This window comes from Parvularcula mediterranea (assembly GCF_013085255.1).
Lineage (GTDB): Bacteria > Pseudomonadota > Alphaproteobacteria > Caulobacterales > Parvularculaceae > Parvularcula > Parvularcula mediterranea.
On sequence record NZ_JABFCX010000003.1, the window covers coordinates 17,741 to 32,958 of the forward strand.

Sequence of the window (15,218 nt, forward strand, 5' to 3'; positions counted from 1 at the left end):
ATGAGGGTTTGCGTCAGCGCAGAGGGGTTAGGAACATGAAACTATTCAAGACATTACTCGCGAGTGCTGCGGGATCAGCACTTCTTGTTTCGGCTGCACAGGGGGCGACGATTTCGCCGACCTTCCAATTCTCCGGCTCAATTCAGGCCGGCGGCGGAGGCGTCGAAACGCTGGGGCCGGATTATCCAGTTGGAGGAACCGTTCGCCGTTCCAACGGAAACGCTTTCAGTGCCTTCGCAACCGTGACGGCCTCGGGCTTTGACGATCCGGTTGATGGCGTGACATTCGCGAACGGGGTGACAGCGTTCGGTGGGGCGTCAGCGACTTCCAACAACCGCGTGGTTGTGACTATCACGAACGAAAGCACAATCGCGGAAACACTTTTCTGGAACGGGACCATCTTTGGCGGTGGTGCAGGGATCGTCGAGCCGAACAGTTCGTGTAACCTTTCCACGCTTGATATGTGTATCGACTACAGCGCGCCTGGAGGTGCACACGACGCTTCCGCACAGGTGGTCTTTGGGGCGACCCTCGACAGCACATCTCTCTTTGAGGGGGAGATTTCCGTCAGTGATACTGTTCAGACCTCGTCATTCTCGGGCATAGAGCTCGAAAACTTCAGGCTCGCCGATGGCTCCAACGGCGACGTCGTCAACAGTCAGTACTACTGGTGGGACGAAACCAAGTTCGGGATTGACCTTGGCACCTTGGCTGCGGGTGAGAGCAAGACACTCGAATTCTTCGTCATGACGTCAGCGATAGCCTCGAGCGCCGACGGCTGTGCGCCCTTTGAGGGCGGTCCTCTGGTCTGCATCGGTGCGCAAGCTGGGTTTGGCGATCCTGACTCTAACGGCGGCAATCAGCTGTCATCGGGTCTGAGCTATCGCTCGCTCTCCTTCAGTTCGTCTACGGACAACGCCATGGCGATCAGCGCCGAAGCCGTCCCCATCCCCGGGGGCATCTGGCTCTTCGCGCCAATGATCGCAGGCGGTCTAGGCTGGAAGCGGATCAAAAAGAAAGGCTAGGCCCAGCCTGTTCGGCTTTCATTGCGGTAGGATCTCGGCTCGGCTGGTTCAGCCGGAAATGGCGGAGGAGGAGGGATTCGAACCCCCGGGACGCGTAAACGCCCAACGGTTTTCAAGACCGCCGCATTCGACCACTCTGCCACTCCTCCGGCCGAGAGCGCCGCTTAGCTGACCTTTCCGATGTTGGGTAGGGGCTTCGCGCCAATTCAGCTTCTGAGGAGCCCCTGCACCGGCTGAAGGCTCCTCGACCCAGGGAATACGCGGCTTTCAAGGGCGGCCTCTGTCACGCCGAGATGGTCGTGAAGGAGCCCTTTGAGAAGCCCTTCGGTGGGGTTCGCAGGGTAGAGGTCTCGGTTCCTGAGGAGGTCGCTGTCCCGCGTTCCGGGCCAGTCGCCGATGATGCGGCCACCACGGACCGCGCCCCCGGCGAGGAAGCTCGTCCCTCCTGTGCCGTGATCGGTTCCCTTGCTGCCGTTTTCGCGGGCCGTCCTGCCAAACTCGGAAATCGTGACCACCACGGTCTTCTTCCAGCTCGGACCAAGTGCCTTCTTCAGTGCAAGGATCGAAGAATCAAGGTCACTGAAGAGTTTCCGAGAGCGGAAATTGATCCCGTCATGGGTGTCCCAGCCGTTCGATTCCAGAACCGCGACCCGCGGTCCCTCCTTGCTTCTCAGAAGTGTGCCGATGATGTGCGCAGTGTGCGCCATATTCCGACCACGGTTGATGGACCGGGCTTCCTGCGGGTCGAGGGATACCATTCGGCTATCTTGGATGGCGCTTTCAAACGCTTCCGCGAGCACCGGGTCGCCGGAATAGGCCGTCTGCAGACGGGATACGAAGTCTGAACTCAGCGGCGCGGTTTCACTGGGAGCGAAGGTCCGCGTCTTGGCAGGGCCTTGGAGCATGAGGGGTGCAGCCAGCCCGACATTCACCGCTGTGCGGTCGCCAGCCGATCCGAGCGAAGCGAGGGCGCGGTTGAGGAAGCCGGAACTCGCGCCGAAGGGTTCGCCGCTCCCGTTCTCGAGGAGGTTCTGGCCGTCGAAGTGGGAGCGGCTCCGGTACCGCGTTGCCACCGCCGGGGCGACGACGAGCTCGCCCTCCTCATAGAGTCTGTGCAGACCCGTGAGCGAAGGATGCAGGCCGAACAAGCCATCAAGCTTGAGCGCTCCGCCTTCGGTGCCGGGCGGCGGCACGCCGATCTTTGGGCGTCCGTCGTAGTAGGACCGCTCCGCATAGGGAGGAAGTGCGTGGAGACCATCCTGGGCACCGCGCTGGATGATAAAGACCAACCTGCGATCAGTCTCGGCTCTTGCGACCGCAGCACCGGGCAGGAGCGCGACCGAAGCGGCTGCTGTCCCGGAAAGGAAACGCCTGCGGTTCAACATGGTCATCTCCTCTGGAACTCGCGGGAGGCAAGGATGAAGGCAATGGCGTCGGCCCCCGAAGGTGCGCCGCGCACGACCCGCCTGATCTCGTCGCCAGCGACAGGGCCAATGGTCTGTTCAAGGAAGAGGTCGGGGTTGCGGTCGCGGCCATAGCGTTTCGCCAGGAGCTGTGCGACCTCGACCCGCCTCAGGAGCCGCGCAGGAGCGAACCAGACATCCTCCGTGTCCGGCCATCCTTGGGGCGAGGGGGCCTTGTGGAGCTGCTGGCCCATCTGCATGAGCCCTTGGGAGATGTGCTTGTGATTGATCTCCCCCGGTCCCATCGCGCGCATTCCGGCGACGAGAAATTCGTAGGGAGACTTGGCCTTCGGGAGCGGCTCCTCCCATGCCTCGGGCAGCTCAATGAGTGCCGCCTGCAAGACCTTGAGGTCTCCGCCTGACTGAAGATAGACGCTGGACAGCTTGGCGATGACGTTCTCGGAGGGAGTGTCGCTGACAAAATGCCTTGCGAGTTTCGTCGAAAGGAAACGCGCCGTAGACGGATGAGCTGCGAGGTCTTCCACGACCGCGCGCAGCTCCGAACCCGGTTCGCCGCGATAGGTCTTGCCAAGGACCGTCTTCGGTCCCGGCTCATGGATCAGGCGATAGAAGGCTGCGTGTCCCTCCCGCTTTTCGAACTCCATGTTCGGGAAGCGCTTTCTGAAGGTTTTCTCGGCCCGGAACACGTTGGGGCCGGGGAAGGACCAGCCGGTGAGGATCTTTGCAAGCTCGATGATATCCTGCTGCGTATATCCTCCGTTCACGCCCAAACTGTAAAGCTCGAGGGTTTCACGGGCGAGGTTTTCGTTGATCTTGACAGGCCGCCTTTGGCCCACGGGCGAATTGGGGCCGAGGGAGTTGTTGTTGTCGAGATACTCGATCATCGCCGGATGAGTGAGGACCGCATACAGAAGGTCCGCGAACCGACCACTGACGTGAGGACGAATGGCTTCGCGCTCATAGCTTGGCTGGAGAGCGGTCGTGAGGCCCCGACTCGCGGAGACGTTGAAGTGGTTGATCCAGAACAGGACCATCCGTTCGGCGAAGGGGTTTTCGCTACCGATCCGGTGAGCGAGCATTGCGTTGACTTCGGACTGGGCCTGCTCCCGCAGGATCCGCCGGGTCTTCTGCCGGTCAGGTGATGCGGCGCCGGCGAGGGTGCGGGTGATTTTCTCAGAGGGCATCGACGCTTCGACGTCACCGGGAACGCCTGTCTTACCCACCTGTGCCGAAAGCCAGCCCTTGGGATCGGGGGCAATGCGCTCAAGCTCACCGGACTTAGGCCCAAGGCCAAAGCGGTGCGCGGCGATGAAGGCATCCCTACTGGTCATCTGGATTGTTCCTCCGCCATGAGTTCACCACAGCGGAGGAGGGGACCGCAAGCTTGCGGCCTGTAACGAAGTGTCCATGCCGCGCGGGGGCGGCATGGTTGGCTCGCGTCAGCCCTCGTCGGAAGCTTCCTCGACCTCCGTCACGTTGTTCTCCGGGCGGCGGTCGATCAGCTTGTTGTAAGGATCGGCGCCAGCAAATGAGGGCTTCTCGTCGACGGTGAGGACGATGGTCTGCTCTCCCGACACGATGGTCTGGCGCTCGAAGGCGATGATGTGGTCGTCGCCATCTTTCACGTCCTCGGGATGGGTCGAGAAGACACCGATATCGACGTCCATGCTGAGCGGCTCTTCGCTTTCGTTGCCCTCGCCATCAGCGACGAGCTTCTTGGCATCGACGACGAGGGTGACTTCCCAGCTTCCACCATCGAGTTCGACCATCTCTGCCGACGTCACATCGACATCGTAGAGAACGATCCGCTCGAAGAGGTCTTGGATGAGCTGCTCATGCTCCGCGCCTGCTTCCTCGCGGAGGATCGCAAGAAAGTCCGTGGTCCGAGGATAAGGCTTGGAGCGATAGCCCCACTCCTCGATCATCCGCTTCACGGCACTGTTGACGACCTCTTCGCCAAGCTGATCGCGCAGCAGGTACATCACGTGACCACCTTTTTGGTAGTGGATGTATTGCTGGTTCTCGACACGGTAAAGCGGCATCTCCTCGATCGGCTCGTTCGCACGGCCTGAGAGATAGCGGTCGAGCTCATAGCGCAGGAACCGGCGCATGTGCTCGCGTCCGAAGACTTCCTCCATGACGAGGAGAGCACCATACTGGGCGAAGCTCTCGATCAGCATGGTGGCGCCTTGCACGTTGGCAGCGGACAGTTGGTGTCCGAACCATTGGTGCGCGACCTCGTGAGCCGTGACGTAGGTCACAGGGTCGATCGAGTCAGGATCACGCTCTCCGCTGAGATCAGTGATGAAGCCGATATTCTCCGAGTACGGCACGGTATTCGGGAAGCTCTGGGCAAAGCTTGCCCACGGGAACTCCTGAATACGCATCTGCCGGTACTGGAAGGGCGTGAAGACCTCGGTGAAGACGTCAAAGCTCGACTTCATCGCCTCGATCATGCGCTCGACATTGTAGGGATGCTTCTCGTCATAGAAGACCTGCAGCTGCACGTCTTCCATGCCTTCAGGCGCGCGCCAGACATCTTCCTCGACCACGTACTCGGCCGACTGGACCGAGTAGAAGTTTTGGATCGGCACGTCCTGCTCGTAGACGAAGGTGCGACGGTCGCCATTCGTCTCTTCACTGACGAGGTAACCCGGCGCTATGGCGATCTGGTCGGCATCGGTCGTCACGGTCGCCTTGAAGTCGATCCAGTCCGCACCGCCGAGGATGCCGACATTGCGGTAGAACTCATCTTCGAGCTTAGGCAGGCGTGGGATCTCTTCGAGCTCCCGCTTCCTCCGCTCGGCACGGTCGGTAAGGATCTTGCCCGAGCCCCACTCGATCACGGGGAGCAGGCTCGAGTTCATGAACGTGCCGTTCTTGCGGATCGGACCGCCCTGGCTGCCGTTCCTGAACCCCTCATAGTCGTAGCGGACACTAGCCGTCATCGCCCGCTCTTCGCCCGGCTGGAGAGCTGGGTCGAAGGTGAAGATGTAGTGGGCGTTGTCCGCATCTTCCGTCGTCAGCGTGGCGCCTTCGATGGACTGCTCAAGGACCTCAACCTGCCGCGAATAGTCGACATGGGCCGTCCCCATCGGCGCGTCGGTCTTGTTGGCAATAACGTAGTCAACGGAGAGGTCAGCACGCCGATCATCGGGGAAGAGTTCCGCCGTCAGCTCGACGTCGATGACGCTCGGCATTGGTGTGAACTCGTACTGGCGGTATGTCTCTTCATAGGCGACGGCGCGCTCTTCGAGCTGGTCTTCGGTCATGTAGGTGTTGATGACGTTCGTGTTGTAGAACACGAAGCCGCCAAGCCCCGCGAAGACAAGGACGCTGACCGCGAGTGCGACCAGAGAACCACCGCTGAACCGGTCGGGCATGCGCTTGAACCGTGACAGCATCGGATCGAGGCTTCCCCGGCTCCAGAGAGCAAAGGTGACCAGCCCGAGGATAACCGAGAAGGCGATCCAGTAGGCCGACATCACGAGGGTCGGGTACATAGTCGATCCGTACCCGTCCATATCCGAATAGTTGAGGTTGATGCCGCTGCCAAAGGTGTAGAGCCAGTGGTTGAAGCCCATCTCGCTGACGGCAATCGACAGGACGAAGTAGGCGAGAATTGCACCAATGCCCGCCCACTTGTTGTTGAGCAGCACCTGGAAGAACAGCGCCAGGACCGTCAGAAGGCCGAAATTGATCACCATGAAGAAGAACAGCCGCACCGCGTACTGATCGAGCTCGAGGATCGTGTAGCCGCGGACAAGCTGGCTGATGATCGCCGTTAGCGCAGCGAAGGTTGCGAGCAGCACGAGGACGACGAGCGTCGAGAGGTACTTCGACCCGACGAAGACCCATGACGGCGTCGGCGTGGCATCGATGATCTCGTTGAACTTGACCGTCCGCTCACGCCAGATCAGCTCCGCGGTGTAGTAAACCGCGATGATCAGCGGCACGAAGACGAAAGTGCCCTCGATTGCATTGATCGTCAGCCTCGTCACAGGCAGCGCCTGCGCGCCGTACCAGCTTTGCAGGAAGGCGAGGGAGCCCACGGTGTTGAACACCGACAGCGCCAGCACGATCCAGAAGGCTACCGACCGGACGATGCCAAAGACCTCGAACCGCGTCCTCCGGGCGAACTGCTGGAGGTTGCTCGAATAGAGCGGTGCGGGTTCGACCCTCGGCAGGGTGACTTCGCGGAGCGCCGAGCCGAGCGGGCTCTTCGTCTCTTTCTTGAAACGGGCAAAGCTCGGGCCTCTGATGCCCTTGGGCAGGGCGATGTTGAGGGCGAGGAGCGCCAGCGCGATGCCGCCCCACAGGAGCCTGTTCTGAAGGAAGATCCCCGTCAGCGGCACGGCCTGCGTGTTCTGTTCGGCAGCGGTCCAGTACCGCGTGATCTCGCCATAGGCAGATAGCCCGAAGGGATCCATGAGCGCAGCCGTTGTCCGCGCTTCAAGCTGGCCGGCAATCAGGTTCGCGATCACGTAGCCGATGAGAAGTGCCACCAGCGCCACCCACGTGGCGATGAGCGAGCGGGTCATGTTGGCGACGGTGAACAGCAGCGTGCCGATGATCAGCATGTTCAGGCCGCCGATGATCACCGCGATGTAGAGGATCAGATCCAGCCGGTGGGGACCGAGATTCTCAGGGTCCAGCCAAGGCATCAGCGTACCGAGGGTAAACCCGAGCGGGATGGCTGCAAAGCACATGAAGGTCGCAAAGAGGCCGCCGAAATAGCGCCCTGTCAGCATGGTCCTTGGAGAGACGGGCAGAGAGCCGAACATCTCGTCCGTCTTGAGACTTTTGTCCCTTGTCACGCCGGTGGCCATCATCACGACAGGGATGAACATGCCGAAGAGCGACATGATCCCGATGGTGACTGTCGCTGCACCCGGCGAGTTGATGTTCACGGCTTCGGAAGCGCCGATCTGGATCGAGTCCACCACGACGCTGCCGAAAACCAGCAGGAAGAAGATACCGAAAATGGCGAAGAAGCCGGCGCCCTTAGTCTGGTAGCCGAGCTCGAACCGGAAGATCGAGGAGAGCATCTTAGGCAGCCTTCGCCTGGTTCTGGCCGCCGATGGCGCCTCTGATGGTCGCGAAGTAGACGTCCTCGAGGTTCGGCTCGACCGGCTCGAAGCCATCGCCGGGGTCGCCGTCCGAGTAGGCGCGGATCACGGTCTGGCCCTGGACGAGGCGTGCACTGACGACCTGGTGGCGGGCCTGGTGATCGTCGAGCTGCGATTTCTCGATGACCTTACGCCAGATCTTGCCCTGCACGATTTCGACGAGCTCCGAAGGCTTGCCCTTCATGGCAATCCGGCCCTGGTTCATGATCGCCATGTCGCGGCAGAGGTCAGCAACGTCCTCAACGATGTGGGTCGACAGGATGACCACGACGTTTTCGCCGATCTCCGACAGGAGGTTGTGGAAGCGGTTGCGCTCTTCCGGGTCGAGGCCAGCGGTTGGCTCGTCCACGATGATCAGCTTCGGGTCACCGAGCAGGGCCTGAGCGATGCCGAAGCGCTGACGCATACCGCCGGAATAGGTGGCAGGGGCTTTCTTGCGGACGTCCCAGAGGTTCGTCTGGCGGAGAAGTTCGTGGACGACCTCTTTTCGCTCCTTGGCATTCGACAGGCCCTTGAGGACCGCGATGTGATCGAGAAGCTTGATCGCGGAAATCCGGGGATAGACGCCGAAGTCTTGGGGCAGGTAGCCCAGCTGACGCCTCACCGGGTCAGGGGTCTTCAGGACATCGATATCGCCAAAGGTCACCTCGCCGCGATCTGCGTCCTGGAGCGTCGCAAGGGTCCGCATCAGGGAGGACTTGCCAGCGCCGTTTGGCCCCAGAAGGCCGAACATGCCCAGCCCCACATCAAGGTCGACTCCGTCGAGAGCCTTGACCCCATTGGGATACGTCTTGGTCAGTCCTTTGATCTTCAGCATGATAGCCCCTTGATAGTCACGCGTCCTTGAACGCTACCACATATCGTTTTGCGGTAAAGAAAGAACAAGAGCCCGCCCAAGGATTTCGTTGCCTGGTCGAGCGATCAAAACGGCCCGGCGGGGCCTGCTTTTTCAAGCGAGTGCCGCGAGGGCCTCGACGTTGCCGCCGCAGATCTCAGCTTCGGCGCTGGCGATCTTCTCAGGTGGCCAGTCCCACCACGCAATCCTCAGGAGCTCCGCGATCACCTCGTCGGAGAAGCGCCTACGGATGATCCGGGCCGGACTGCCAGCGACGATCGAGTAGGGCGGGATCGTTCCCCCCACCGTGGAGTTCGCACCGACGATTACCCCGTCGCCGAGCGTGGCTCCGGGAAGGATCGTGGCGCCGTCTCCGATCCAGACATCGTTCCCGATGATCGTATCGGGCCCCGGCCCCGGCATTGAAGGCCGCTCCGTTGGATCGTCCAGCGAGAACATCATGAATGGAAAGGACGAAATCCCGTCATAGCGATGGTTGGCCGATGCCGTGACGAAACGCACGCCATCCGCGATCTGACAGAATTTGCCGATCACCAGCTTCTCCGGCGAGACGTCGTAAAGGTAAGGCGCAAGCCTCGCTGCCCAGTCGTCCGGCGGATCGAAGGCGTTGGCGTAGGTATACTCGCCAACCTCGATACGCGGATGATCGATAACGGCTTTCAGGAATGCGGCACTCTTGTAGGTGCTGCCGTCAGGAAGGGTGATGGGATAGGCGGTATCTGGCGCGGGTAGCCGCGCGGTGTCGGTAGACATGACAAGCCTCCTGCAAGGTTCTGATCGTTCAGTTGGTCAGATTGCAGACTTGTTCATCGTCCCCTCCATCGGCTCGGTCTTCGATATGGATACTCAGCGCTAAGCTGTCAATGATCGTTCTTCAGCGGGACCGTCACGTCCACGGCGAAGCCTTCAGCATCAGTACGCTGATCGACTATGGCATCGAGCTGGGAAGTCAGGTTCGTGATCAGCGCCTGACCGATCCCGCGCCGTTTCTTCTGGGTCTTTTCCGGGTCTAGGCCGCATCCATTGTCAGCGTACCGCACCACGAGCTTTTCAGGCTTGGCTTCGATACGAACCGAAATCTCGGGATGCTCGACTTCATCAAACGCGTGCTTGATGGAGTTCAGCGTGAATTCATTGATGGCGAGGCTCAGGGGAACGGCCTGATCGATGGTGAGCTTTTCCGCGCCCTCATGCTCGATGCGCAGCGCCACCTCTTCGTCCGCGAGCGAGGCAATCGTATCCTGCAGGATGGTCGTCAGAAAGCTGACGACTTCGATCTCATTGTGCCCTCCGGTCTGGTAGAGGCGGCCGTGAACATCGGCCAGGACGTTGACGCGGCCGGAGATGTCGCGAAGTGCCTCCTGACCCGGACCATCGAGCCCCTTGGCCTGAAGCCTGAGCATCGCGGAGATGAGGGCGAGATTGTTCTTTACACGGTGGTTGACCTCGTAAAGGAGCGTTTCCTTCATCTCGAGGGCTGCCGCGAGATTTTTCTCGGCAGCCAGCTCGGCAGTCTTGTCCGTCAGGGTAAGGACGGATGCAACTTGCGTTCCTTCACTGTCCAGCACAGGCCGCGCTGTGCCCACCGCATCAACGATCGTGCCGTCGGGCCTTTTGATCTTCCAGTGCGCATCCTCAACTGTCTCGCCATGCATCACCGCGCGGGCCAGCGGCAGGTCCTCGAACGGATAGGGTTCTTCATCCACGGTGAGGAGCTGGTAGGTCTCGGTGTATTCCTCGGGCGCAACGTCCAGCGCCTTCACCCCGTGGATGGCGTGGGCGGCGGTGTTGACGAAGACGAGCTTGCCTTGCTCATCCGCCACGATCACCCCTTCAGCCAGCTGATCGAGCGCAGCCAGCAGGAGGGGCTGACGCGTCAGGCCAAGCGTTTTGACGAGCTCATCGACAAGGGTCATGGGCGAAGCGCCTCCGTCAGACAGCATGCAATTCTAAGCTGCGGCCTCTGGCTACAGGAATACAAGAAACGGTGAACCTTCAGCCGCCTACTCTCCTGGCTCGAACTGCTTCGCTCCGTCGATCAGGGCGTCCACGACCTGCGGCTCGGCAAGGGTCGAGGTATCGCCCAGTTGGTCGGGGTGACCCTCGGCAATCTTGCGGAGGATCCTCCGCATGATCTTGCCGGAGCGCGTCTTCGGCAGGCCGGGAGCGAGCTGCACCCGGTCGGGCGTTGCCACAGGGCCGATCTCCTCGCGCACATGGCCGCGTAGTGTCTTCGCCAACGCGTCCGTAGGCTCAGTGCCCTGGTTCAGGATGACGTAGCAATGGACGCCCTGTCCCTTGATGTCGTGGGGGTAGCCAACGACCGCAGCCTCCGCGACCGAAGGATGAGCGACAAGGGCACTCTCGATTTCCGCTGTGCCCATGCGGTGGCCCGAGACGTTGAGCACATCATCGACCCGCCCGGTGATCCAGTAGTCTCCGCCCTCGTCACGTCTTGCCCCGTCGCCGGTGAAATAGCGGCCCGGATAGGTCGAGAAGTAGGTCTGGATGAACCGCTCCTGATCGCCCCAGACGCCGCGCGCCTGACCGGGCCAGCTCTCGGTCAGGATCAGGTTGCCTTCCGCCGCGCCGTCGAGCGGGTTCCCGTCATTGTCGACAAGCGCAGGCATGATCCCCGGCATCGGCTTGGTCGCAGCGCCGGGCTTCGTCATCGGGTCGGAGGGGAGGGGCGTGATCAGTACGCCGCCTGTCTCCGTCTGCCACCAGGTGTCAACGATGGGGCAGCGGCCTTCGCCAACCACCTCGTGATACCAGCGCCATGCCTCCGGATTGATCGGTTCACCGACGGTTCCAAGTAGCTTGAGCGAAGCCCGGCTCGTCTTTTTAACAGGGCCGTCGCCCTCGCGCATCAGGGCACGAATGGCCGTGGGCGCAGTGTAGATCTGCGCGACCTTGTGCTTGTCCACCACTTCCCACATGCGGCTCGCATCAGGGTAGGTTGGCACGCCCTCGAACATCAAGGTGGTGACGCCGTTCGCTAGCGGTCCGTAGACGATATAGCTATGACCCGTGATCCAGCCGACGTCCGCGGTGCACCAGTAGACATCATCCTCCGCGACCTCGAAGATCTTCTCATGGGTATAGCTGGCATAGACCATGTACCCACCGGTCGTATGAACCACGCCCTTGGGCTTGCCTGTCGAACCTGACGTATAGAGAATAAAGAGGGGGTCCTCGGCCGCCATCGGCTCGGAAGGGCATTCCTTCGTCACGTCGTCGCGGCTCGTGTGCCACCAGAGGTCCCGGCCGTCCTCGAAGCCGACCTTCGCTCCGGTGACCCGCACCGTCAGGACGAGGTGGACGGCGTCGCCAGCCTTCCCGGCCCGCTCGATCGCGCGGTCAACATTCTCCTTGAGCGGAACAGTTTTGCCGCCCCTCCGGGCTTCGTCGGCAGTGATTACGGCCACCGCGCCGCAATCCTCGATCCGGCTAGCCAGCGCTTCAGGCGAGAAGCCGCCAAAGACCACCGAATGCACCGCACCGATCCGCGCGCAAGCGAGCATGGCGTAGGCCGCTTCAGGCGTCATCGGCATGTAGAGGATGACCCGGTCGCCTTTGCCGACGCCCCGCGCCTTGAGGACATTCGCCATCCGGCAGACCTCTTCATGGGCCTCGCGGTAGGTGATCGCCTCGCTGACGGAGGGATCATCGCCCTCCCAGAGGATCGCCGTTTTCTCGCCGCGCGTTTCAAGATGCCGGTCGAGGCACTGATAACTCGCGTTCAGGACACCATCCTCGTACCAGCGGATATGGAAGTCTTCGGCATCCCAGCTCACGTCCGAAGCAACCATCGGTTCCTTGAACCAGTGAAGGCGTCCTGCCTCCTCAAGCCAGAACTTGTCGCGGTTCTCGACGTGGCGGCTGGTCATGGCGTTCCTCTCTCGCATCTCGTTTCCGGGGAGCTTACGCTCCTGGCCCGCAAGGCCAAATGGCAAGCGCAGTCTCTCTCGCGGCCTTCGGTCCGGGTGACGAGCCCCACCTCGCGCACCATATGAGGGTCACGCTTCGCGAAGGAGGCCTCATGGCCCGCAAGGAGAGAGACGAGAGCGGCATGGCCGTGCCGAGCAAAAGGCTTGGACGTCTTGCCCGTTTCACCGGTCTCGGCACCAGCATCGCCGGAAACGTCCTCGTGGAGGGCGCAAAGACCCTTGCCCGCGGCGAGGCGCTTGACGGTGAGAAGCTGCTCTTCACCCCCCGCAATGCTGAGAAGGTGACCGAGCAGCTCGCCCAGCTCCGCGGCGCAGCGATGAAGGTCGGCCAGCTCATGTCCATGGGCGGTGACGATATGCTGCCTCCGGAGCTCGCGGAGATCCTCGCAAGGCTTCGTGAGCAGGCGGTGCACATGCCTCCGCCTCAGCTCCGCCGTGTGCTGAACGAAGCCTGGGGCAATGGCTGGATGTCGAAGTTCGCCAAGTTCGATCCGCGCCCCATTGCGGCCGCTTCCATCGGTCAGGTCCATAGGGGCAACACCAAGGACGGGCGCGAGCTCGCCATCAAGGTGCAGTATCCGGGCGTCCGGGACTCCATCGACAGCGATGTCGATAACGTCCTGACGCTGATCAAGCTGTCTGGTCAGATGCCGAAGGGTGTCGACTACAAGCCGGTCTTCGCCGAGGCGAAGTCCCAGCTGCACGAAGAGGCCGATTACCTCCGGGAAGGCGCGATGATGCAGCGCTTCCATGAGATCCTGACGGACGATGACCGGTTTGTCGTTCCTGAGTGGCACGAAGACCTGACGACTACGGACGTTCTCGCCATGTCCTTCGAGCGCGGTGCGCCGATCGACGAGCTTGAGAAGGCGGATCAGGAGATGCGCAACACGGTGATCACGAGGCTTTTCGAGCTGGTGATCCGTGAGCTCTTCGAATTTCACCTCATCCAGACCGATCCGAACTTCGCCAACTACCGTTTTCGTCAGGATACGGGGCAGGTGGTGCTGCTCGACTTCGGCGCAACCCGCGAGATCACCGAAGAGACATCCCAAGGCTACCGCCGCCTGGTCGAGGCCGATCTCACCGGCGACTGGAAGCAGATCGAAGCGGCTTCACGCGCGCTCGGCATTATCAGCGGTGATCTCCAGCCCCAGCACGAAGAGCCCCTCAAGGGCATGTTCCTCGCGGCCATCGAACCGATGCGGTTTGAAGGCGATTACGACTTCAAGGCGTCTAACATCACGAGCCGGATGCAGGCATTCGGGATACAGCTACGCGAAGCCAAGTTCGATCATACGCCACGCGCTGACCTGATGTTCCTGCACCGCAAGATCGGCGGGACGTATCTGCTCGCCCAGCGCCTCGGCGCGAAGGTGAATGTGCGTTCTCTTCTGGCCCAGCACGGTTTCTAGCGACTTCGCTTGCGTCCTGAGGAGAGCTTGGCGCAAAGAACGGCATGCTCTCCGTTCTCGATCTTTTCCGCGTCGGCATTGGCCCCTCGAGTTCGCACACGGTCGGACCCATGCGCATCGCCCGCAGGTTCCTCGCTCAGATGGATGCAGACACGCGCGGGCAGATCACTGAGGTCTTCGTGGAGCTTCAGGGCTCTCTCGCCTTGACCGGCGAAGGTCACGGCACTGTCACAGCGACCGCTCTGGGCCTGCTGGGTCATGACCCTGAGACCTACGACCCCGAGGCAGGTGAAGCAGGGCTCAAGCGGATCGAGGATGAAGGGAAACTCTGCCTTTTCGGTGAGCACGACGTTACATTCACCTTCAAGCGCAACATCGACCTTGCCGGTCACGTGCTCCCGGACCTTCACCCGAACGGGATGAAAATCCGTGCACTGGATAAGAGCGGCGCTCCTCTTCGGGAGGGGCAGTTCTACTCAACAGGTGGCGGGTTCATTGCTTCGGAGGCACAGCTCCTCAAGCCTGCAGAGGATGATATCATCCCGACACGGATCGATGTTCCACATCCCTTCACGTCGGGTGCAGAGCTCCTCGAGGTCTGCCGTGAGCGCCAGAAGTCGATCACTGAGATCATCCTCCTGAACGAGGATGCCCACCGGCCTCGCAACGAAACCGAAGCCAAGCTTGATGGTATCATCGAAGTGATGTTCGCCTGCATCGACCGTGGCCTTGCCACCCGGGGCGAGCTGCCCGGTGGCCTGAAAGTGCGCCGGCGTGCGCCCGAGCTCCATGCCAAGGTCGTTGGTACACCGCTCGCTAATGAGCCAGAGCGCCTTTTTGATATCCTCAACCTCTACGCCATGGCGGTGAACGAGGAGAACGCCGCTGGAGGCAAGGTCGTCACTGCACCGACGAACGGTGCAGCGGGGATTATCCCCTCGGTCCTCCGCAAGTACTGCCCCCTCGACGAAGCGTCAGATGCCGCACGCAGGACGTTCCTCCTGACTGCTGGCGGTATCGGCCTTCTTTACAAGCAGCGGGCCTCGATCTCCGGTGCTGAGATGGGCTGCCAGGGTGAGGTGGGCGTCGCCTGCTCCATGGCCGCGGCCGGCCTCGCTGCAGTTTGGGGCGGAACGCCGCAGCAATGTACCAACGCAGCCGAGATCGGCATGGAGCACAATCTCGGCCTGACCTGCGATCCGGTCGGCGGGCTCGTGCAGATCCCCTGCATTGAGCGCAACGCCATCGGTGCCGTGAAAGCCGTCAACGCTGCGCGCCTCGCGCTGCAGAGCGACATGCCCGGCCGCGTTAGCCTTGATCAGGTGATCGAGACGATGCGCCAGACCGGCCTCGACATGTCCAACAAGTACAAGGAAACGAGCCAGGGCGGCCTCGCCGTCAACGTCATCGAGTGTTGAC

Annotated in this window: 10 protein-coding genes and 1 tRNA gene; 3 read left to right on the forward strand and 8 right to left on the reverse strand. The window is 61.5% G+C overall.

The window, feature by feature from the left end; genetic code table 11:
- Window positions 1-35: 35 nt before the first annotated feature.
- The gene (locus HK107_RS08955; protein ID WP_173198907.1) at window positions 36-1,025 is read left to right on the forward strand and encodes a hypothetical protein; all 990 of its coding nucleotides are present in this window, start codon (window positions 36-38) and stop codon (window positions 1,023-1,025) included.
- A 59-nt stretch (window positions 1,026-1,084) separates the two neighbouring features.
- On the opposite strand, the gene HK107_RS08960 is transcribed toward HK107_RS08955, so the two are convergent.
- The 8 genes from HK107_RS08960 to acs form a co-directional block, all read right to left on the reverse strand.
- Window positions 1,085-1,174 (reverse strand) — tRNA-Ser (locus tag HK107_RS08960).
- A gap of 57 nt (window positions 1,175-1,231) precedes the next feature.
- On the reverse strand, window positions 1,232-2,410 hold the full coding sequence (locus HK107_RS08965; RefSeq protein WP_173198909.1) for a DUF1501 domain-containing protein: 1,179 nt from the start codon (window positions 2,408-2,410) through the stop codon (window positions 1,232-1,234).
- Between the two features lie 2 nt (window positions 2,411-2,412).
- Window positions 2,413-3,780 (reverse strand): DUF1800 domain-containing protein, encoded by a 1,368-nt coding sequence (locus HK107_RS08970; protein WP_173198911.1) that lies wholly within the window; start codon window positions 3,778-3,780, stop codon window positions 2,413-2,415.
- A 108-nt stretch (window positions 3,781-3,888) separates the two neighbouring features.
- Window positions 3,889-7,497, reverse strand: coding sequence for an ABC transporter permease/M1 family aminopeptidase (locus tag HK107_RS08975; RefSeq protein ID WP_173198913.1), 3,609 nt, complete (start codon window positions 7,495-7,497; stop codon window positions 3,889-3,891).
- Window position 7,498: 1 nt separating this feature from the next.
- Complete coding sequence (locus tag HK107_RS08980) at window positions 7,499-8,395, reverse strand: ABC transporter ATP-binding protein (protein ID WP_173198915.1); 897 nt, start codon at window positions 8,393-8,395, stop codon at window positions 7,499-7,501.
- 132 nt (window positions 8,396-8,527) lie between these two features.
- Entirely contained in the window at window positions 8,528-9,187 is a 660-nt protein-coding gene (locus HK107_RS08985; protein ID WP_173198917.1) for a CatB-related O-acetyltransferase, read from the reverse strand.
- A 107-nt stretch (window positions 9,188-9,294) separates the two neighbouring features.
- Window positions 9,295-10,350, reverse strand: a complete 1,056-nt coding sequence (locus HK107_RS08990; RefSeq protein ID WP_173198919.1) for a sensor histidine kinase — start codon at window positions 10,348-10,350, stop codon at window positions 9,295-9,297.
- Between the two features lie 87 nt (window positions 10,351-10,437).
- Window positions 10,438-12,342, reverse strand: coding sequence for an acetate--CoA ligase (gene acs, locus HK107_RS08995; RefSeq protein WP_173201436.1), 1,905 nt, complete (start codon window positions 12,340-12,342; stop codon window positions 10,438-10,440).
- 134 nt (window positions 12,343-12,476) lie between these two features.
- Between acs and HK107_RS09000 the strand changes: the two genes are divergently transcribed.
- Together HK107_RS09000 and HK107_RS09005 are read left to right on the forward strand one after the other, a co-directional pair.
- The gene (locus HK107_RS09000; RefSeq protein WP_173198921.1) at window positions 12,477-13,799 is read left to right on the forward strand and encodes an ABC1 kinase family protein; all 1,323 of its coding nucleotides are present in this window, start codon (window positions 12,477-12,479) and stop codon (window positions 13,797-13,799) included.
- A 44-nt stretch (window positions 13,800-13,843) separates the two neighbouring features.
- Window positions 13,844-15,217, forward strand: coding sequence for an L-serine ammonia-lyase (locus HK107_RS09005; RefSeq protein WP_173198923.1), 1,374 nt, complete (start codon window positions 13,844-13,846; stop codon window positions 15,215-15,217).
- Window position 15,218: the final 1 nt, after the last annotated feature.